Annotated in this window: 27 protein-coding genes; 23 read left to right on the top strand and 4 right to left on the bottom strand. The window is 44.9% G+C overall.

Going from position 1 to position 20,281, the window contains the following annotated elements:
• Positions 1-32: 32 nt before the first annotated feature.
• The gene (locus RBB45_RS14035) at positions 33-1,235 is read right to left on the bottom strand and encodes a CynX/NimT family MFS transporter (RefSeq protein ID WP_129613133.1); all 1,203 of its coding nucleotides are present in this window, start codon (positions 1,233-1,235) and stop codon (positions 33-35) included.
• A gap of 164 nt (positions 1,236-1,399) precedes the next feature.
• Positions 1,400-1,567, bottom strand: coding sequence for a hypothetical protein (locus RBB45_RS14040; RefSeq protein WP_306009760.1), 168 nt, complete (start codon positions 1,565-1,567; stop codon positions 1,400-1,402).
• A 181-nt stretch (positions 1,568-1,748) separates the two neighbouring features.
• Between RBB45_RS14040 and aspA the strand changes: the two genes are divergently transcribed.
• Both aspA and RBB45_RS14050 read left to right on the top strand, forming a co-directional pair.
• Positions 1,749-3,179 carry an aspartate ammonia-lyase gene (gene aspA, locus RBB45_RS14045; RefSeq protein WP_129613134.1) on the top strand — a complete coding sequence of 477 codons (1,431 nt, stop codon included), beginning with the start codon at positions 1,749-1,751 and terminating at the stop codon, positions 3,177-3,179.
• A 20-nt stretch (positions 3,180-3,199) separates the two neighbouring features.
• A complete protein-coding gene (locus RBB45_RS14050) occupies positions 3,200-4,252 on the top strand; it encodes an LLM class flavin-dependent oxidoreductase (RefSeq protein ID WP_129613135.1) in 1,053 nt (350 codons plus the stop codon).
• Positions 4,253-4,356: 104 nt separating this feature from the next.
• On the opposite strand, the gene RBB45_RS14055 is transcribed toward RBB45_RS14050, so the two are convergent.
• Positions 4,357-4,638 (bottom strand): YesK-like family protein, encoded by a 282-nt coding sequence (locus RBB45_RS14055; protein ID WP_165352626.1) that lies wholly within the window; start codon positions 4,636-4,638, stop codon positions 4,357-4,359.
• 116 nt (positions 4,639-4,754) lie between these two features.
• Between RBB45_RS14055 and RBB45_RS14060 the strand changes: the two genes are divergently transcribed.
• The 16 genes from RBB45_RS14060 to RBB45_RS14135 all read left to right on the top strand — a co-directional run bounded on the left by RBB45_RS14060 (position 4,755) and on the right by RBB45_RS14135 (position 15,327).
• Positions 4,755-5,303: a TVP38/TMEM64 family protein gene (locus RBB45_RS14060; protein ID WP_306009761.1), complete on the top strand. Its 549-nt coding sequence runs from the start codon at positions 4,755-4,757 to the stop codon at positions 5,301-5,303.
• Between the two features lie 186 nt (positions 5,304-5,489).
• Positions 5,490-5,978, top strand: a complete 489-nt coding sequence (locus tag RBB45_RS14065) for a helicase (protein WP_224948666.1) — start codon at positions 5,490-5,492, stop codon at positions 5,976-5,978.
• Positions 5,975-6,418, top strand: coding sequence for a GNAT family N-acetyltransferase (locus RBB45_RS14070; protein ID WP_129613138.1), 444 nt, complete (start codon positions 5,975-5,977; stop codon positions 6,416-6,418). The genes RBB45_RS14065 and RBB45_RS14070 overlap by 4 nt, the downstream gene beginning before the upstream one ends.
• Before the next feature lie 137 nt (positions 6,419-6,555).
• Entirely contained in the window at positions 6,556-7,008 is a 453-nt protein-coding gene (locus RBB45_RS14075; protein WP_224948667.1) for a MarR family winged helix-turn-helix transcriptional regulator, read from the top strand.
• A 22-nt stretch (positions 7,009-7,030) separates the two neighbouring features.
• The gene (gene paiA, locus RBB45_RS14080) at positions 7,031-7,549 is read left to right on the top strand and encodes a spermidine/spermine N(1)-acetyltransferase (protein ID WP_022544576.1); all 519 of its coding nucleotides are present in this window, start codon (positions 7,031-7,033) and stop codon (positions 7,547-7,549) included.
• A 19-nt stretch (positions 7,550-7,568) separates the two neighbouring features.
• Entirely contained in the window at positions 7,569-8,180 is a 612-nt protein-coding gene (locus RBB45_RS14085; protein ID WP_094767891.1) for an FMN-binding negative transcriptional regulator, read from the top strand.
• 80 nt (positions 8,181-8,260) lie between these two features.
• Complete coding sequence (locus tag RBB45_RS14090; RefSeq protein ID WP_101548681.1) at positions 8,261-9,001, top strand: alpha/beta fold hydrolase; 741 nt, start codon at positions 8,261-8,263, stop codon at positions 8,999-9,001.
• Positions 9,002-9,490: 489 nt separating this feature from the next.
• Entirely contained in the window at positions 9,491-10,282 is a 792-nt protein-coding gene (locus RBB45_RS14095) for an alpha/beta fold hydrolase (RefSeq protein ID WP_101548683.1), read from the top strand.
• Between the two features lie 298 nt (positions 10,283-10,580).
• Complete coding sequence (locus RBB45_RS14100) at positions 10,581-11,090, top strand: GNAT family N-acetyltransferase (protein ID WP_205651831.1); 510 nt, start codon at positions 10,581-10,583, stop codon at positions 11,088-11,090.
• An 85-nt stretch (positions 11,091-11,175) separates the two neighbouring features.
• Positions 11,176-12,024 (top strand): AraC family transcriptional regulator, encoded by an 849-nt coding sequence (locus RBB45_RS14105; protein WP_306009762.1) that lies wholly within the window; start codon positions 11,176-11,178, stop codon positions 12,022-12,024.
• A 152-nt stretch (positions 12,025-12,176) separates the two neighbouring features.
• Positions 12,177-12,851: a DUF5694 domain-containing protein gene (locus tag RBB45_RS14110; protein ID WP_142385233.1), complete on the top strand. Its 675-nt coding sequence runs from the start codon at positions 12,177-12,179 to the stop codon at positions 12,849-12,851.
• Between the two features lie 117 nt (positions 12,852-12,968).
• A complete protein-coding gene (locus tag RBB45_RS14115; protein ID WP_009794530.1) occupies positions 12,969-13,235 on the top strand; it encodes a SunI/YnzG family protein in 267 nt (88 codons plus the stop codon).
• A gap of 144 nt (positions 13,236-13,379) precedes the next feature.
• On the top strand, positions 13,380-13,598 hold the full coding sequence (locus RBB45_RS14120; protein WP_306009763.1) for a hypothetical protein: 219 nt from the start codon (positions 13,380-13,382) through the stop codon (positions 13,596-13,598).
• A 35-nt stretch (positions 13,599-13,633) separates the two neighbouring features.
• Positions 13,634-14,056: an HIT family protein gene (locus tag RBB45_RS14125; protein ID WP_224949778.1), complete on the top strand. Its 423-nt coding sequence runs from the start codon at positions 13,634-13,636 to the stop codon at positions 14,054-14,056.
• 128 nt (positions 14,057-14,184) lie between these two features.
• The gene (locus RBB45_RS14130) at positions 14,185-15,033 is read left to right on the top strand and encodes a hypothetical protein (protein ID WP_306009764.1); all 849 of its coding nucleotides are present in this window, start codon (positions 14,185-14,187) and stop codon (positions 15,031-15,033) included.
• Positions 15,034-15,096: 63 nt separating this feature from the next.
• Positions 15,097-15,327 carry a hypothetical protein gene (locus RBB45_RS14135; RefSeq protein ID WP_009794525.1) on the top strand — a complete coding sequence of 77 codons (231 nt, stop codon included), beginning with the start codon at positions 15,097-15,099 and terminating at the stop codon, positions 15,325-15,327.
• 271 nt (positions 15,328-15,598) lie between these two features.
• Here RBB45_RS14135 and RBB45_RS14140 read toward each other — a convergent pair whose 3' ends face one another.
• On the bottom strand, positions 15,599-16,612 hold the full coding sequence (locus tag RBB45_RS14140) for a DUF3231 family protein (protein WP_224948681.1): 1,014 nt from the start codon (positions 16,610-16,612) through the stop codon (positions 15,599-15,601).
• A 196-nt stretch (positions 16,613-16,808) separates the two neighbouring features.
• On the opposite strand from RBB45_RS14140, the gene RBB45_RS14145 reads away from it, so the two are divergent.
• The 5 genes from RBB45_RS14145 (at position 16,809) to RBB45_RS14165 (ending at position 20,280) form a co-directional block, all read left to right on the top strand.
• Positions 16,809-17,084: a hypothetical protein gene (locus tag RBB45_RS14145; protein ID WP_306009765.1), complete on the top strand. Its 276-nt coding sequence runs from the start codon at positions 16,809-16,811 to the stop codon at positions 17,082-17,084.
• A 701-nt stretch (positions 17,085-17,785) separates the two neighbouring features.
• Positions 17,786-18,268 (top strand): DUF5662 family protein, encoded by a 483-nt coding sequence (locus RBB45_RS14150; RefSeq protein ID WP_009794520.1) that lies wholly within the window; start codon positions 17,786-17,788, stop codon positions 18,266-18,268.
• 171 nt (positions 18,269-18,439) lie between these two features.
• The gene (locus tag RBB45_RS14155; RefSeq protein ID WP_306009766.1) at positions 18,440-18,811 is read left to right on the top strand and encodes a GntR family transcriptional regulator; all 372 of its coding nucleotides are present in this window, start codon (positions 18,440-18,442) and stop codon (positions 18,809-18,811) included.
• A gap of 4 nt (positions 18,812-18,815) precedes the next feature.
• On the top strand, positions 18,816-19,682 hold the full coding sequence (locus RBB45_RS14160) for an ABC transporter ATP-binding protein (RefSeq protein WP_306009767.1): 867 nt from the start codon (positions 18,816-18,818) through the stop codon (positions 19,680-19,682).
• Positions 19,675-20,280: an ABC-2 transporter permease gene (locus RBB45_RS14165; protein ID WP_306009768.1), complete on the top strand. Its 606-nt coding sequence runs from the start codon at positions 19,675-19,677 to the stop codon at positions 20,278-20,280. The genes RBB45_RS14160 and RBB45_RS14165 overlap by 8 nt, the downstream gene beginning before the upstream one ends.
• Position 20,281: the final 1 nt, after the last annotated feature.

A 20,281-nucleotide genomic window follows, 5' to 3' on the forward strand; every position in this document is an offset into this window, starting at 1 on the left:
AGATTATATAATATCTTTTTCACTAAATCCAATTATACAAAACGATTCCTACCTGACAGCATTCCAAACACCATCACTATAGCGGAAATGCCGATCAGTGTAATCAGCGGCATTGTCCATGAATGTGTCAGGTCAAATAAGTAGCCGATGAAAAGTGGTCCGATGGAGGCAAGGATATAGCCGGTAGATTGGGCCATGCCTGATAACTCAGCAGCCTGCCTGCCATTCCGGGCCCGGAGTCCTATGTAGCTGAGGGCGAGCGGAAAGCTGCCGCCAAGTGCGACTCCGATCAGGATGATGCTGATGATTAAGAGAGGGTAGGTGGAACCAATCAGCAGCCCGCAGTAGCCGGCTACTGCACAAAGGCTGAGTGCGAAGGCAATCCAGACCTGTGATTGATATCTGCCTGCAAGGACAGGGATGAAAAAGCTTGCCGGCAGTCCTACCAGCTGGGTAAAAGACAGCAGCCACCCTGCCGTTGTGATGCTGATCCCGTGGCTTTGCAGAATTTCCGGCAGCCAGGAGATCGTAATATAAAACAAGGATGACTGAAAACCCATGAAAAGCGCAAGCTGCCAGGCTAGAGGCGTTTTCCACATTTGCCCGGAAGCTGTCCCGGGATTTGGCATGACGGTGCCAGGATTGCTTTGGTGAGATCTGAAAAGGAAAAGCCATACAGTGAATGCAGCAATCACCGGAATGGCCCATACCGCCTGGGCGCCCTGCCAGCCAAGATTCGCATCGACTGCCAGGGGGACGCTTACTCCGGATGCAAGCGAAGCAATTAAACCCATAGAAGTGGAATACACACTTGTCATCAATCCGAACTTATTCGGAAATTTATCCTTCACTACTGCCGGCAGAAGGACATTGCCGATAGCGATGCCTAATCCGGCCAGAAAGGTCCCGGCAAAAAGAAAAAAGGCCATTGGAATCGAGCGGATAGCAATGCCGGTGAAAAGGGAAAGCAGGCCGATCAGCAGTGTCCGCTCATTAGTCAGGCGCAAAGCGATTTTTGGCACCAGGGGAGACATGAACGCAAATACCAGGAGCGGCAGGCTCATCAGAAGACCTGCACTCCAGTGCGCCAGGCCGACATCATCCTGGATGATTCCCACCAGAGGCCCTAATGATGTGATGGCTGGCCGAAGGTTAAAAGCAACCAGGATGATACCCGCAATAAATAAATACTGCTTGGCTGGATCCATTTTGGCTCTAGGATTCAGCTTATCCATAAAACATTCCTTCTCTCATACCCATTTTTCTCAAGTATAGCATAGCAGGAAGGGGATTAACCGGGTGAGAAGGAGGATTGTTCCAAATTTCTGACAATGTTTCACGTGGAACAAATTTTTTTCGGATTTTCAAAATGCAGGGGAAGCGGGGAAAGTAAGGTTTGTTATATTAATTGGAATTTAAGATTTAAACGCTGGTATTGTGAAGACCTTATAAGGGGAATGGGTGCAATTGCTTGTAATAATAATGCTTGCTCCAGCCCGCGGTAGCAATCCGCTATTTTTTCTGCCCCGCACCAGCCGACTAAGCCATCCATCATAGTATGTGCCATTCTCCCCACCATTACCCCTCCGCACTGGAAGGAAATAACCTGCTGAACACCGTCAAAAAAGGCCATCCTAAAACAGATATTAAAGATGAATATTGGACCGAAGTCATTTACAATAGAGTGGGATTAGCAATAAGATATAACATCAAAAACAAATAGCGAAAAGAAGAGGAATGAGGCAACGATGTCAGTCAAGACAAACGGTTTTCGAATAGAGAAGGACTTTCTGGGGTCAAAAGAGGTCCCTGCACATGCGTACTACGGGATTCAAACACTGCGTGCGGTAGAAAATTTCCCGATTACCGGCTACCGGATCCATCCTGAGCTGATCAAAGCGATGGCGATGGTAAAGAAGGCAGCTGCAATGGCGAATGTGGAGGTCAAGGCTCTTTACTCAGGCATTGGAGACGCGGTTGTCCAGGCGGCAGATGAAATGCTTGCCGGCAACTGGCATGATCAAGTAATAGTCGATCCGATCCAGGGGGGAGCAGGGACTTCTTTTAATATGAACATGAATGAAGTGCTGGCAAACCGGGCGCTTGAAATCATGGGCAGGGAAAAAGGGGACTATCCATACTGCAGCCCGAACACTCATGTGAATATGTCACAGTCTACGAATGATTCCTTTCCTACAGCGATGCACATATCCATTCTCAAGGTGCTCGAGCAGCTGATTGCTTCTATGGAGCACATGCATAAGGCATTTATGAATAAAGCTGATCAGTTTAACCATGTCATCAAGATGGGCCGGACACATCTGCAGGATGCTGTGCCAATCAGGCTTGGGCAGGAGTTTGAAGCCTACAGCCGCGTGATTGAACGCGATATTAAGCGCATCAAGCAATCAAGGCAGCATCTGTATGAATTGAATATGGGAGCAACGGCTGTCGGCACAGGCTTGAACGCACAGCCCCGTTACATTGAATTAGTGGTTGAGTATCTGGCAGATATCAGCGGCCTTCCGTTTAAAGGGGCGGAGCATCTGGTTGATGCTACTCAGAATACAGATTCATATACAGAGGTCTCCAGCGCGCTGAAAATCTGTATGATCAATATGTCTAAAATTGCAAACGACCTGCGTCTGATGGCTTCAGGTCCCAGGGCAGGACTCGGGGAAATCTCCCTGCCGGCGAGGCAGCCGGGATCTTCCATCATGCCAGGCAAGGTTAACCCGGTTATGCCGGAGCTGATCAACCAGACTGCCTTCCAGGTAATCGGCAACGACCAAACCATTTCACTGGCCTCTGAAGCCGGGCAGCTGGAGCTGAATGTCATGGAGCCAGTGCTGATCTTCAACCTGCTGCAGTCGATCACCATTATGACGAATGCTTTCAAGTCGTTTACCGACCACTGTGTCAAAGGGATTGAAGCAAATGAGGACCGGATGAAGCAATATGTAGAAAAAAGCGTTGGCATTATCACAGCCGTCAATCCTCATATTGGCTATGAAGTGGCGGCCCGGATTGCCAGGGAAGCCATCCTGAACGGCGCCCCTGTCAGGGAACTCTGCCTGCAGTATGATGTCCTGACAGAAGAAGAACTGGACCTGATCCTGGATCCGTACGAAATGACACATCCAGGCATCGCCGGTGCTGCACTATTAGATAGAGACTAAACGATCAGGGAGAGATGAAAATGGAAATCGGAATCAGCACATTTGTGGAAACGACCCCTGACGTTAAAACAGGAGAAACTGCAAGCCATGCACAGCGGCTGCGCGAGGTTGTTGAAGAAATTATCCTGGCTGATAAAGTTGGGCTGGACGTTTTCGGTGTCGGCGAGCACCACAGGAAGGACTATGCTGCTTCTTCACCTGCAGTCGTCCTGGCTGCTGCCGCGCCGCAGACCAAAAAAATCCGCCTGACAAGTGCGGTCACCGTCCTGTCATCGGCCGATCCAGTCCGGGTCTTCCAGGACTTTGCCACACTCGACGGCATCTCGAACGGCCGGGCTGAGATCATGGCGGGTCGAGGGTCGTTCATTGAATCGTTCCCGCTCTTCGGTTATGATCTCCAGGACTATAATGAGCTTTTCGATGAGAAGCTGGGCCTGCTCCTGGCACTGCAGAAATCTGAAAAAGTGACTTGGGCTGGAAATCACCGTCCGGCAATTGAAAATCTCGGTGTGTATCCGCGCCCGGTCCAGGATCCATTGCCGATCTGGATCGGGAGCGGAGGGAGCAGTGATTCTGTCATCCGCGCCGGACTTCTGGGACTGCCGCTTGTCCTCGCAATCATCGGCGGCCGTCCGGTGCAGTTCGCCCCGCTCGTACAGCTGTACTACAGGGCTGCAGCACAAGCCGGCCATGACATTTCCAAGCTCCAGGTAGCCTCCCATTCTCACGGATTTGTGGCAGAAAGCAATGAAGAGGCAGCGGACAAATTCTTCCCGCCGACCCAGCAGGCCATGAACGTCCTTGGCAGAGAACGGGGCTGGGGCCATTATGACCGCGGAGCCTTTGATGCGGCACGCAGCTTTGAAGGCGCCCTGTATGTAGGAGATCCGGAAACTGTTGCTAAAAAAATCATCGATCTTCGAAAGAACGTCGGCATTACCCGCTTCATGCACCATGTGCCAGTCGGAAGCATGCCGCATGAGGATGTCATGAAAAGCATTGAATTGCTCGGCAGGGAAGTTGCGCCGATTGTGCGTGAGGAAATTGCCAAGTGGGAAGCAGAACAGAAATAAAAGGACAGAGGGGCATTTTTTGTCCCTCTGTTTCATTCTTTAAGCCGTTTTAAGTATTAAATTTTCTTTTTTAGCCATTGCAATAAAGCTATCTGACGTATACGCTATTTTTTTCGATTACGAATAGAATTCATAAGCCAATTTATAATTCCGGTTAAAATAGTTCCAATAAAAATACAAACTCCAATAAATCCATATCCCATACCGCTCCAGCCGCCGATAAACAGACTGATAATGATAATGGCTATGCTGATTATCATTAAAGCTGAAAAGCCTGCTTTAAGGTACTTGTCTTTCTGTACAGAACCTTTTAAAATTTTGGATGCAGCTGCAAATAAAATGCTGATTCCTAATAATATAAAGATAAAAACTCTAAAGCCTGCCATACCTTCCCCTCCGGAACTAACATATTTTACATTCGGTTGTACTATTATAGTAATTTTCATCAAAAAAGCCACAAAGTTCACAAAACAGCCTTATAAGGAAGGAAAGCCTATTTAGTATGAAGGAAATGATCATTGATTTATTTGAGTCATATACGCATATAGCTTTGGTGCTAAGCCTTATAATCAACATTATCATCAGCCTGCTTGGGGTTGTACCCAGTGTTTTTCTGACTGCCGCGAATCTGGCGGTATTTGGTTTATGGGGAGGAATCGCTGTATCTTTTGCAGGTGAGGCCGCTGGGGCAGCCGTTGCCTTCATCCTCTACAGAAAAGGATTTCGAAGGTTAAAGGACATGCGCGGCCTGTCCCATCCCAAAGTACAGAAACTGTTGGAAGCCGACGGCAAGGAAGCATTCTCCCTGATTCTTGCTCTTAGAATTCTTCCTTTTGTCCCTTCAGGCCTTGTCACTTTCATTGCTTCAATTGGAAAAACCGCTTTTCTCACGTTCTTCCTTGCCAGCACCCTTGGAAAAATACCGGCCATCCTGATTGAAGGTTTTTCGGTATACCAGATTATCAATATGGAATGGGAGTGGAGAATAGCCGCAATCGTGATTACCGCCATTCTGCTCATTTATGTTTCAAGGAAGTTTCGTACCCGGTAAAAACAAGACAAGCCATCTGAGCGCTTGTCTTGTTTTTTTGTCCGGAGAATAGAAAAAGGAAATAGGCCTGCTGCATTGAATATGAATATATAAAAGCACAGATTAGGAGTGATCACATTGGCCATTAACAGCCTAAAAATATACCCGGATTGCCCTATTGTAAAAAGAACAATAGAAGCGGGCGGCATGACGAAACAACAGCTTCTCCAGAGATTGCAGCAAGCCTCTATCCTGATGAACGAATATGGAGAAAGATTGTTTTCTGATGATCTGTTCCCGGCTTCTGCTGAAACATACATGATTGAAACCGTTGAACTGACAGTGGCTGGGCTTGGTTTTCAGCAGGGAGCTCCTCTGGACCGGATTTTTCAAAGAGCGGGTGAACTGGGGCTGGGTTTGTGTCCGCTGGAGCTGGGTCCTTACATGAGGCTGCAGTATCAGGATCAGCCTGAAGGGTTATCCGCAGAATTATCACAGCGTCATCAGGCACCTACCGGCTCCATCACCATTGCTTCAGCCTTACTGACAGATGACCATGATTTCCCGAAGGGCTTTTATCTAAGAAGCATGGACGGCGCCATATGGCTGCGCGGTTATATTGCGGATTACCTGCATATTTGGGATCCCCATGATCATTTTATTTTTGCAGCATCATTTTCAGGAGAAAAGAAATGAAAATGATCCCGTATCACCCGCGCTATGCCTCAGAGACCGTGAAAATGTGGAGGGACAGCAAGGAGAAGGCGATTGGGCAGAAAGAAATCCACAGCTTTGAGGAACATATATATTTTTTAAATAACATTCTAGCACGCCAGTGTGAGATCGATCTGGCATTGTCGGGTGAAAAAGTAGTCGGCATCGTCGCCTATAATAAAACCGAAATCAGCCAGCTTTATATCCATACTGACTATCAGGGTATAGGGATAGGAACAGAAATGCTCAGCAGGGCAAAAGAACAATCAGATGGCCGGCTAACCCTATACACCTTTGAGGTAAATGAGAATGCTCAGCGCTTCTATCAGAAGCATGGATTCAACATTATCGGCCGTGGCTTCGAGAACGAAGAAAATTTGCCGGATATTCTTTATGAATGGGAAAAGGAATCAGGCAGGTGAAATGGATGAAAAACAGGCATTGCCGCTGGCGGTGCTTATTTTTTATTTATATCGGCGTGGTTTTTGTTGTAAATGCAACATAAATAAGTTAGATTTAATTCATGTCAGTACATTAAATATGGCTTAAGGAGCAACTAATGACGGAAATTCTTCGAGAAATAGGCATGATTGCAAGAGCCCTGGATTCAATCAGCAATATTGAATTCAAAGAGCATGGCCTTACCAAAGGGCAGTATTTGTATGTAGTGCGGATCTGTGAGAATCCCGGGATTATCCAGGAAAAGCTGGCCGAGATGATTAAAGTCGACCGGACTACAGCCGCCCGTGCCATTAAAAAACTTGAAATGAATGGCTTTATTGAAAAAAGGGACGATTCTGAAAATAAGAAAATTAAGAGGCTTAATCCAACTGAGAAGGGCAGCAGTGTGTACCCTTTCATCAAGAGTGAAAATGATTATTCCAACAAGGTTGCATTAGAAGGATTCACTGAAGGAGAAGCAGAAGCCATGTTCCATTTTCTCCAGAGAGTCAGAAAGAATGTTGAAAAAGACTGGGAATCTGTGAAAAAAGGAAACAAGAGAATCTATTGACCAATGAAGGAGCGGTTAAAAAATGTCGATGTATTTGAAAAGATGTACCCTGGAAGATTTACACCAGCTGCAGCAGATCAGCATTGAAACTTTCAATGATACCTTTAAAGATCAGAATTCACCAGAAAATATGAATGCTTATCTGGAGAAGGCATATAACTTAGAGCAGCTGATAAAAGAGTTATCCCATAAGTCTTCACAGTTCTTTTTTGTTTTTTTCAATGAAGAGATCGCAGGATACTTGAAGGTCAATGTGAAGGATGCCCAGTCGGAGGAAATGGGCGAGGAAGCGCTTGAAATAGAGCGGATTTATATCAAGAAGTCATTCCAGAAGCATGGGCTTGGCAAATATCTGCTGAACAAAGCGATCGGAATGGCAGAGGAGCAGGGAAAAAAGAAAGTCTGGCTGGGTGTGTGGGAACAGAATGAAAATGCGATTGCTTTTTATCAAAAGATGGGGTTTGTCCAAACAGGAGCCCATTCATTCTATATGGGCGATGAAGAACAAACAGATCTGATCATGGTTAAGGTGCTTCTATAACAATTGGGGTGATATTAGTATGTATGTTCCAAAGCATTTCAGGGTTAATGATGAAAATGAGATTTGTCGTTTTATCGAGAATTACAGCTTTGCGACGCTCATTTCCCAGCACAACGGGGAACCATATGCGACTCACCTTCCCCTGACATTGAAGAAGTCCGAGCATGCTTTATATGGACATTTTGCCCGTCCGAACAATCAGTGGAATACCGCCGGGGGCCAGCAGGTCCTTGCCATTTTTCAAGGCCCTCACAGTTATATTTCACCCTCCTGGTATGAAACGAAAATGGCTGTCCCGACCTGGAACTATGTCTCTGTACATGTATACGGAAAACTGGAGATAATTGAAGATGAATCAGAGATATTCAATACCCTGAATGACTTGACCGTCAAATATGAAAGTCCGGAAAGCCCATATCAATTGGAGCACATAGATCAAGATTTCATAAAGGGGATGAGCAGAGGGATTGTTGCTCTTAAAATAAAGATCGCCAGAATTGAAGCAAAGGCTAAATTGAGCCAAAATCATCCCGTGGAGCGGCAGGGATTAATCATTAAACATTTGGAGCAAACCGGTCAGCATGACGGTCTGCAAATTGCATCTCTTATGAAGAAGAATCTGCAAAAATAGCATTCTCAAATCATGCTGGTTGAAGAGCTGCCTGTTAGTTGTTAAATGATTCTTGGTAATCATTCAGAAACACGAGGGGAATGGGTTTTATGAAAGAAATAATGGCAGAGATAAAGGGCTGCAAACTATATGCCAAATTGATGGGCGGAAACTGCGGGAATCCAACAATCATTATGGACGCAGGCTATGGCGACTATTCAAAGGCCTGGGATCCGGTACTTGAAGAACTCTCAATGCTATCGAGAGTCTTCACCTATGACCGGGCAGGGCTCGGAAAAAGCGAAAGAAGTAACAGCCCGAGAACTAGCCGCGAGATGGTAAAAGAATTAAAACAGCTGCTCACTGTAGCCGCGATTGCCCCGCCCTACCTATTAGTGGGCCACTCATTTGGCGGCGGGAACATGCGGATGTATGCTACGGAATTTCCTGATGAGGTGTGCGGGCTGGTCCTGGTTGACTCAACTCCTGAAGAGTACAGGGAAAGATTCCTACCGTCAATGCCGGAGGATTTTCAGGAAGCCTACAATAAGCAATTCGTCAGGGAAGGCAATTATGATGAGTTTATGGAGAGCCTCCAGCAGCTGAAAGATACGAGGCGCCGGTTAAACGTGCCGCTAATTGTCCTATCAGCCGGGAAGAAGGCTCACTATTCTGCTGAATCACAGGCATTGTGGAACGATATGCAGCGGGAACTGCTGGAGATCTCCTCACAGGGTGAGATGGTAATCGCTGAAAACAGTGCTCATTATATACAGCGGGATGAACCTGAAGTGATTGTGAATGCAGTAAGGAAGCTCATTGATCTGCAATGCTGCGGATAAATACCTTTTGGATGGACATTTATTCTATATGGATGAATGTCCTTTTTATTTTGCGGGCAGAAATATCTGGATAAAAGAGGGGATTGAGTTCTAGTATAGAACTGTTTATATAGCATAAGGAGAGGGTGGATGAACCTAATCAAAAAGCTGGTTTGTGAATCTATTTTCCATTCCTGTTTACTTTTTCTCCTTAACAATGGCAGCATTCTAATCAGACTCCGGTAAGAAGTCAGTTTTAACAGATATCCTGAAGTTCGCTCCATTTTTAATTATAAACCTTATAGCGATGCTGTTCAGTTTAAGAAAGAAAGATATTGATCTGCCCTTAGTTTGGAGAATACTCTTTTTGCCGATTGTGTTGTTTGTAATGCCAGCTATTTCGGCTGCTGTGATCTTTGTGGCTGCGACTGTGTTTTTCTAACCAAGTTTAATGCCTGAAACAAATTAGATTCTTACATATTTTTAATTAGGAAAAGGAGAACTGCAACTATGTCTATTTACCATAAAACCATTGGAGAAGGGGTCCCAATCGTTATGCTGCACGGCTGGACACTTGACCACAGAGTGATGCAGCATGCAATGGAGCCGCTGTTCGAGAAGCAGGACGGCTGGAAAAGAATTTATATTGATTTGCCTGGCATGGGCCAGTCTGAGCCGCTGCCTTCGATCCGAAACTCGGATGACATGCTGGAAGCCGTGCTGCAGCTTTTAGATGAGATCATTCCTGAAGAAACGTTTGCCGTCTGCGGCTATTCGTATGGGGGCTATCTGGCGAGAGGGGTCGCTTATTCAAGGCCGGGTAGGGTCCGGGGTCTAATGCTGCTGGCGCCGGTGGCCATAGCTGAGTCTGCCGGCAGGACATTGCCCCAGCATGCGGTTTTAAAAAAGGACAGCAGCTTGATTTCGAGTCTATCCCCAGAGGACGCTGAAGAGTTCTGTTCCGTTGGAGTTGTGCAGGGTGAGGAAGAATGGGAAAGATTCCAGAAAGAAGTTCTGCTTCCTTCCAGACTGGCCAATGCAGAGTTTCTAGAGAGAATCCAAAATAACGGATACGGCTTTAGCTTTGATATAACAACAAGACTTGACCATCCGGCGCTGATCATCACAGGAAGGCAGGATCATATTACCGGCTACCGTGATACCTGGGAGCTGATAGAGGACTATCCGCGGGCCACTTTTGCAGTTCTTGATATGGCGGGTCACAATCTGCAGATTGAGCAGGCAGATGTGTTTAATGCTCTGGTTGAGGAATGGCTGAATAGGCTTGAGGAGAAGAGCTGAGGATAGCACAGGAGCAGGTTTCTTGAGCCCAAACGGACCGAGGGAACTGCCCCGTGGCTCGTATGCTCGAACCAAACGGAAGGGACATACGGTGTGATAAAGGAAATTGAAAGGGCAATATTGCGTCTTTAAGTAATCAGGAAGAACACAGGGCAGCTGCCCTTTCAAAATTGAGCCAAGGGATCTGTCCCTGTGGCTCTTTTTTCGTGATTTCCATCAGCAAGAAGGAAACCCGTTACCCGGCAGCGAAACAAGTCATATGCATATTTTGGAAAAACAGCAAAGGAAGCTGATCTTAATGAAATTGATAAGACCCGCAAAGATACATAAAGAACAAATGTTGGCATACCGAAAAGCATTTCTGGACTCGGGAGAACTTCTTTATGGAGGCTCTTCCCTGCAAAACTATGAACATTATGAGAAATGGCTCGAAAAAGTCATCAGCCAGGAAGAAGGGCAGCTGCCGCCAAACCGGGTTCCTGCGACACAATTCCTGAGCATGGTTGATGATAAAGTAGTCGGCCTGGTTAATATACGCCACCGGCTGACACCAGAACTGCTGGTGGAGAGCGGGCATATCGGCTACAGCATCCATCCGGCTGAACGCCGCAAAGGATATGCCGCTGAACAGCTGAAGATGAGCCTGGTCGAAGCAAAGAAACTGGGTTTGGAAAAAGTGCTGGTCACATGTGATAAAGCAAATATAGCTTCAGCCAGGACCATTCAGAAAGTTGGCGGGGTATTGGAGAATGAGGTCATTTCGCCAGACAGCGGTGAGGCGGTTCAGAGGTATTGGATACAGCTTTGACTTTTGTACCCGTCATTTTCTGCACTTAGAATGCCGGACTTAAGTTTTCTTTTTTATCTATATTTAGCAGGGAAGGAGGTAAGAGATGGATTGGCTAGAGCGATTGAATAGAGCAATGGATTATATTGAGGAGAATTTAGCGGGTGAAATAGATGGAAAAGAAATAGCGAGAAGAGCATGCTGTTCGGGTTACCATTTTCCAAGGATGTTCTCTTCCATGACCGGATTATCTTTATCAGACTATATCAGGCGGAGGCGCTTATCACAGGCGGCATTCGAGCTTCAAAACAACGCTGAAGTCCGGGTGATTGATCTGGCGTTTCAATATGGCTATGATTCCCCGGATGCCTTCAGCCGTGCTTTTAAAAACCTTCATGGAATTACTCCATCAGCGGCCAGGAATAAGGGAATCAAGCTAAAAGCCATCCCGAGGATTTCTTTTCAAATTTCGATTAAAGGAGACGAGGAAATGGATTACCGGATCGAAGTACTGGAAACTGATGTTGAAATAGCGGGAGTCAGGCGGAAGGTGGTTACGGAGGACGCTTTTAAAACAATACCGGGGCTGTGGAAAGAAGCAACTGAAACGGGCCTGCTGCAGCATTTTATCAATCTATCCTGGGAAAATCCCCCATGCAAGCTGGAAGGGATACTGGGTCTAGTCGGAAAGCAGGCTGCCATTACCGATGAAGAGTTCGATTATTTCATGGGCTGCCGTTATACGGGTGAATCTGCAAGCGAAATGGAGAAAATCGTGATTCCCGCAAGTACCTGGGCGGTATTCCCTGATATTCCTGATGCGTGGAAGCGCCTGTACACCGAATGGCTGCCTGCCTCAGGTTACGAACTGGCAGATTTGCCGTGCGTTGAGAACTACCTGGCGCCTAACAGGGTTCCAAACAGCGAGTTGTGGGTGCCGGTCATAGCTAAATAGCGGGAAGGAGTGACAGGTTTTTTGTGACAAGCTGTATGAGAGACCTGTTCCTTTGTTTTTGAAAATCTACCAAGGGGATGTTTCCTATCAAGCCAACTCTGTTAATCTTTGGAACGGACCATTTTGCAGGCATAGATAATGGAGATATGTATATGACAGACAAAATGGATATTTTATCAGGCACAAGGCAAGCAGAAATCCAGGAGGTTATCACTTGTTTAAAGAATTTTAACCCGACAAAGGTAGCCTTGGAAGTTCTGCAGGAAAAGGAAGAAGCTTTGAATAATGAATATGCTTCTTATTTGAGTGGAGGCTATGAATTAACCGTTAATGAAATCGATCAAGTCGGATTCCGGCTGGCAAAGGAATGCGGTTTGGGACATGTACATGCAGTCGATTGGAATCAGGATGAGGAGGGTGTGCCGGACCTCGGGGCTCTAAGTGAATGGGAAGATACGGAAGAGTATAGGGCGTTTACAGAGATAGGGCAGAAAATCACTTCTGAAGCAAATACATTTTTGCAGAATCATTCTATAAAGGACTATCTGCTTTGGCATAATGAACCGCGGAATATTGCCAGGGGACAGGAACTTTACATGAAAATGTCCCTGACAGGCAGCAATAGCAACCCGGCGGGCGCCATTTGGACAGCGAAGTATTGGTATTATCGCAATCTGTTGATTTTTAGAAATCTGGTAAACTTATTGGATTCCAATGAAGAACGGATTTTTGTTTTATATGGTGCGGCCCATCTCCATCTGCTATTGCAGTTTGCGAGGGAGAGCGGGTTATTTGATGTTGAGGCAGCCGGGGATTATTTGGGGTAGGGATTAACTTTTGATCTAGTGTGGGGCCGGGGGGTCTGTCCCCATGGCTCATATCACCAAAAAATTGAAACTAAATCGGTGTCTCTTCCGTATACAAATATTAACAGGAGGGATACCATGGAAGTTAAAGTGGCAGAGAAGAATGGGAGCCTGGAGATAAACTGGCTATTAAATAAGACTGAAATACCGTTATCGGCTATTACAGAAGTATCGAATGATGATACCTATGGCGGGCAGGAAAAGGAAGCCATAAGGATTGGGTTTCCATCCGGCAATACAGACAGAGTGGTCATTAAAACAGAGAAAGAAACTTATATACTTTTTACGAGTATTGGCGGCATAAAAGAAAAGATCTTAACTTTGATGAATAAGTCTGTGCGTTGATCTTAAGGAGGATTAGCGCTTTTTTTGTTGAAGTTCTTTGGTAAGCGGGCAGGCACTCATATGTGCATTCACAGCTGAAATTGAAGGGGGCATGGGCCAGGGGGTCTGTCCCTATGGCTCACAATATGAAAAGGAGGCTGAAATGTGGATTTACTATTCTGGGTTCTTCTCGGCTTTTTCATAGGCGGATTTGCGGTTCTCGTTTCCATGAAAAAGAATATGGAACGCAGGGTCGCTGCGCTAAAAAGAGACGGGGAAAGCAGCGGTATTTCATCCCGTCCTGTAGTCTGGTGGATCTTCGCGACGACAGTCTGGGGAATTGTGAGCATGGGGCTGGTTGTGTGGTGGTTTTCGGTTAGCTGACATAAGTTTTACCGATAAAAGTGAGGAGATCAATGATGGATAACTGTATTTTTTGCAGGCTGGAGCTTGAGCCGGATCAGAATGTTGTCATGAGCAATGAACATTGTCTTTTTTTACAGCTGGGGCAGAGTCAAATAAGGGGAAGCCAGCTGGAAGGCGCAGGGTTAATTGTTCCAATTCAGCACAGGGAAACTGCGTTTGATTTAACACACGAGGAGTGGGCGGCCACCTACAGTCTCCTTCAGGATGTGAAAAAGTACTTGGATGAAAAGCATGAGCCTCGAGGTTATAATTTAGGCTGGAACTGCGGCGAGGCTGGCGGACAGCATATTTTCCATGCACACTTTCATGTGATCCCGAGATATGAGGACGAACCTCTTGCGGGTAAAGGAATCCGGTATATGTTTAAAGGGAAAGAAAATCAGAGGGGGCTTAAACCTTCCCCTTTGGCCACTTGAAAGAGAGAGCTGATGGAAAATAACGTGTTTTCATGAAGCAGGATACCTCTATGTTTATTTCAGTCAGCACCAAGTAAGGAATTGGGAAATGTTCTCCAGATAGGGTGATTCCAATAGAAAAATTAATATTGGATAAGCGGCATGATTATAGTTCAAATTTAAACTTTGCCGGCGGCCAGATAGCTCAGGATGGAACACTGCTGCTGATTGAAACCGGCCAACAGGAACTCGATTTTTTTGAGCGGCCTGTGCCGAAATGCAGCTGGACCATCACGTTGAATAGAGATAACAGTATAGAGACTGTGGAATTAAAGAACATTCCTCTAATGCCGACTCACGCTGATCTGTTTTCCGATGGGACATTGCTTATAGTACAAAGCCGCTGTTTAAAGGATGGCACATACGTTGAACGGAACGCCAGGAGATATAACCAAAATGGGCAGTTAATCGAGGCATTCACGCTCGGTGATGGAATCAATGATGTGCAGATTGATGACTCAGATACCATTTGGGTCAGTTACTTTGATGAAGGCATCTTTGGGAATTTTGGATGGGATGAGCCCATGGGAAGTGCCGGTGTTGTGGCTTGCACAATGAATGGCAAGCGGCTGTGGGGAGCCGGTGATTATGGCATCATTGACTGCTACGCTTTGAATGTGGCTGGATCTAAGGAAGTCTACTTTTACTATTATGATGATTTTGATCTCGTTCATCTGGATGAGATGAGAGAAGCCGGGCGCTATCGTGTGAACGGCCGTTACCCTCTGATGGGGCAATTTTTGTTGGATAAAGAGGGCATGATTGGTCAAATCGATATGTCAACGCTCATGCGCTACCGGAAAAATCAACACAGCTATACAGCAAAACATAAGCTGCAGTTAATTGATGAAGATGGCAAACGCATCATTGGGCCGGTGTTCATGCGGGGCTCACATCTGTATGCATACGGCAAGGATGGAATATATATAAAGTCATAGGACAGGTTCCATGCCAAACGGGCCAGCGGACCTGTCCCCTTGGCTCATTGGGAGGACTTTCAAATGTATAATAAAAACCACGATCCTAAAGGAAATATTAAGGCAGAGATCCTGCTATCGGGGCAATCTCTATCTTTTAAATTGGATGTAAACGAAACAAAGGTGCTGCTCGACAATATGGAAAAAGCATCGCATGATTTTAAAAAAATGGACTCTATTAAGCTGTATCATCCTGACGGCAGGTTGAAATCAGTGATCAACCCATTGCAGATATCGAGGATTTGGTTTACATGAAAGAAAAGGGACAGGTTTCTTGGCCCGAGCGGACGGAAAACCTGTCTCTCTGTATTAGTGTGGAAGCATAATAGTCTTGAGATACCTGCTGCTTATGGTTAAAGGCTGTATTCTCATTAGTGGTTAAGCCTGTCCTTAAATGTTTCCATACAGCATTCGATGTTTATGAGCAGCGTAATAATCTTGAGAGTGAACTCAAAGTTATCTCTCTGGAAGGATATTAGTGTCAGGCAGAACCGGATCTGCCATTAATATCTTCTATAGAAATGCCTTATTCAAGTCCTTTCTTAATGATTTGGGAACGGTTTTCCATTTGCGGGGGTTCCTCGAACCAGCCATTTTTAATCTTAATATTAATCCCTTCCTGCGCGTAGAAATAGACATCTTTTGCGAGCAAAAGTGTTTTCATCGCCAAATCGTTTCTTAAACTGAAAAATCCCCCTGTGCCTGACCCAATTAGTCCAAACCCATTAAGAATATATATACAGTGCATCATCAGCTTGTCAGAAAAGGGAGGAACTGTTGATGTAGTTACCGTTGCCCCGGAAGTCGCGGAGAGATGGACATCCCCATCCAGAAGTAATTCCTCCATAACTTTGACCTGTTTCTTGGCAAGATCCTTCCCTTTTAAAAAATATTGCCTGGCTTCCTTGTTTTGAGCGCACTGAGCAAAGCCTGTAATTAACTGCATTCCAATATTATTAACTTCAAGATTATGATGAAGGATCCCAACCTCCAGGGCTGTTAGAGGCCTTTTTTCACCAATTAGTTTAAACCCCTCCATGTACTTTTTACTTTTAATAAATTCCGTCTTCTTCTGCATAGTCACTTTAGGAGGGAGAGATAGAATTCCATTTTCAAGTAAATAGCGGGTTGAAAGTTTATAGATTTTTTGAGTGACAGTTGTGAGTCCCTCATAAATAGCCATTACCTTTTTGTTGTAGGTCATATTCATGCCAAGGGTGTACAGCCCCATGCTAACTTCCTTTAATACACGGACAAACATGATATCAAATCCGTTATCATATAACTTGGGGGCCTCCAGGTTTACATCCTCTGATGTGAAACCCACAGGTTTAACCATTCCCTGTTCAGAAAATAGATTTTCCATCTCAGCTACATAAAAATTAAGCTCCTGCCATAATCCGCCCAAAATATTTCTTGCTTGCGGGTCATCTGCCTTTTCGATAAAGTATTCCAGAAACCGCATAATCAAGGTTTTTTCCTGATATGTCTGCCAAAGCGAACCTATTTCGGACACATTTAAAGGATTTGTCAGAACCATGCAGATACCTCCTAATCAAATATCCCTAAGTGCTATGTATGTTGTTTCTAGCGTTTCCAATTAAGGAAAAACCATACTGTATTTTGGGCCGTGGTATCTGTCCCTTTTGCATACTCCTTTTTATAAGAATATTTATCTTTAAAAGCAGGATAATGGAATAAATTGGTGAATATTAGTAAGAATCAATTTAGGACAGATGAAATTAGATTGGATAGGAACAAAGGCTAAATGTTTAAAACTTACTGAATTAGGCTTTAAAGTAAATTTAAGAATTGAGTATCGAAGGGAAAATATAAGAGTGAATGACTACCTGTTCCATGCAGAAAATAGAGATATTTCGGTGCTGACTTTAATAAATGACAGTGAGTATTATGAAGGGTTAGAGAGAATGAGGAACGATGTGAAAATAAATCCGGATATAAACATTGTGAATGATTTTGCGGAGCTGTTTTGTACTGCTGAAAAATTTTAGAAGAACAGAGGGACAGATACATGAGAAACCTGTCCTTCTGTCCTATAGGCAAGCCCGGCGCAGCTGCCTGTCTTCATCACGTGGGGAAAAGATAGCCATGAGCCCCTTATTGCTTACGTTAAGGGCTGCATTCTTATTAAGCGGTTTAAGCGATATCTATACGTATCAATAAAAAACTCCAGCTTAATAATTAAATGAAGGATCCTTTTAATCAAGCTAGTAAGTGTACTCACAATGTATCCCTCCACATTCATGATCGTGCACGGAAAAAGCTGCACTAGCATTAATATCCTCCAGAGCAGATTCCTTTATTCACTTCCATTCTTGATATCACATGCAAATCTACAGGGGGCGTTCATTTGATAGTGGTGCTATGGCAAATATCCTTCCTTCTTTGTGTCGTCACTCTCCTGTTTGGTCTATTTAAGAAATCATGGCTTTCCATGTTCATCAGTTTTATCACATCACTTCCGATAGCTTATTACTTCCTGGGAGCTGAAAATAGCTGGAGGCTGGTTGCTTTAGCTCCTATATTTTCGCTGCTTCTGACCTTTGTTTTTTGGAGGAATAAAGCACCCTGATTTGACTGTGGGAAAGGATCTGCACATTTTTTGCGGAAAGTTATTTAGAGCCGGCTGGCAAGCAAACTCAGAGCTCCGGAAATTTAGGAAAAGGAAACAAAACTGGATGGGGGGAGTATCGTGCTGCGGGCAGTCTGGAAAAACATATTGTATATACTGGAACATAAACTTAATGTCCTGATCGAGTGCTGGAAAGAGGGGCTATTCCTGCAGGGGATTGTCCACGATTGGTCAAAATTTTCCCCGCAGGAGTTTATGCCATATGCAAAGAAGTTCTTCTATAAGGGCCAAAAGGACTCCATTGATGAGTTAAAGTGGAAGTACGCATGGCTCCACCATCAGCACAAGAACAAGCACCACTGGGAACATTGGGTAGTTGACCCGAAAAATAAACAAGCCCTGCCGATGCCCAGAAAATATCTTCTTGAAATGGTTTGTGACTGGCGTTCGTTTTCGAGGAAGTGGGGAAGAAGGGTGAAAGCTTCCACTATGGACTTGAGCGGCAATATAATTTTGCATCCCGATACGAAAAAGGAACTGGAAGATATATTGGAGAAGAAAAAGGCAGAGGATGCTAGATGGAAAAATAGGGACGCGATTTAACTTGGAATAGGCTGCCTGCAAGGCGGCTTTTTTGCTGTTTCGGAATAAATGCAGGAAAAAAATGAGCCAAGGAACCTGACCCCCTGGCCCAAAAAATGGTTGCGTGGTTTTGGAAGTGTGTATATAATGTGTATATAGTATATATACAATAGTTGAAAAAGAGGGAATTCCATGCAAATCATTATCTCCAACAGTTCCAAGGAGCCGATTTATGAACAAATTACTAAACAGATTCAATCCTTGATTTTAGCGGGCGATCTGCAGGAGGGGTCAGCGCTGCCTTCCATACGCCAGCTCGCGAAGGATCTCCAGATCAGTGTAATTACGACGAAACGGGCTTACGAGGAATTGGAGAAGGCGGGTTTTATTTATTCTATTGTTGGCAAAGGGTCTTTTGTTGCCGAACAAAATTTAGAAGTTATTAGGGAAAAGAAGCTGAAGGTCATTGAGGAACAGCTGGGGGCGGTTATAATTAACGGCCGGGAAATTGGTCTCTCATTGGAAGAACTTCAGCAGCTATTGAAGATTTTATATGAGGAGTGACTGTATGGAGAATGTGGTCGAATTGAAAAATGTTGCCAAGGAATTCAAGGGTTTTTCCATTAAAGATATAAATTTTCAAGTGAAGCAGGGCTTTATTACAGGGTTCATCGGAGGGAATGGCGCCGGAAAGTCGACGACCATTAAAATGATGATGAATCTGCTGAAGCCGGATCAGGGCGAGATCAGGATCTTCGGGCTGGACTATAAGACACATGAGAAGGAGATCAAAGAGCGCATCGGGTTCGTTTATGACGGAAATGTATTTTATGAAGGGATGAATTTAAAAGATATAAAACGCATTGTTGGACCAGCGTATAAGCGCTGGGACGATCGTTTGTTTTATCAATATGTAGAGCAGTTCGAGCTGCCTCTTAATAAAGCGATCAAAACCTTTTCAAAAGGGATGCAGATGAAGGCATCACTGGCGATTGCCTTATCGCACCATGCAGAGCTGATTATCATGGATGAACCTACATCAGGACTGGATCCTATTTTCAGGCGGGAAATGCTCGATCTGCTGCAGGAATTGATGCTGGATGACCGGCGCACGATTTTCTTCTCTACACATATCACCACAGATTTGGACCGCATCGCTGATTATATTGCCTTTTTGCAAAATGGGAGACTGGTATTTAATCAGTCTGTCCACGAGGTGGGGGAAAATTATGCGCTCGTAAAAGGCGGGCTGGAACTTTTGGACCGGGATACAGAGAAGGCTTTTGTCCATATTCACCGGGCTCCTACAGGGTTTGAGGCCCTGACTGACAATATTGAACTTGTAAATAATACTTTTGGCCATTCTGTTGTAGTGGAACAGGCGGACCTGGAGGATATTATGTATTACATGAAGGGAAGGAAAAGCTATGTTTAACCTTATCAGGCGCGATGTGATACTGCAGAAAAAACTGATCTTGACCTTTATTCCTTTTATCCTGTTCTTTATTTTGATGGATTCGCATCCTGTGCTGATTTTCAGCGTTGCCAGCATTTTCATTCCTTTTAATGCCTATGCCTATGATGAAAAAGCAGAGGCGAACATTCTGCTGAACAGCCTGCCCTATACGCGTAATGAAATCATTGCTTCACGTTATCTCGGAGCAGTTATCTATATGATTTTAGCCATAGGCGGCACTTGTCTGGCATTGCTTGCATTCAATAAGGCATTTACCATCGAAGATATGGCTATGGGAGGCGGCATCTTCTTAGCATTCGCTGCATTCACATTTCCGCTGTTTTATATATTTAAACCAGGGCATATCACAACAGTCCTGATGATTACATTCGTTCTATTAACAGGGATGGGTCCGTATCTCCTAAACCTGATTGCTGAAGATCTTTCTTTAATCACCGGTTTTATTGCAAGTTTGTCCAACCCGGCGTTGTACACGGGGGCAGCAGTCATTATTTTGGCTCTGTATGGCATTTCCTGGGGAGTCACCACATTCATTTACCAGAGAAAGGCGTTTTAAT

The organism is Bacillus sp. MMSF_3328 (assembly GCF_030733525.1).
GTDB classification, from domain to species: Bacteria; Bacillota; Bacilli; order Bacillales; family Cytobacillaceae; genus Bacillus_AB; species Bacillus_AB infantis.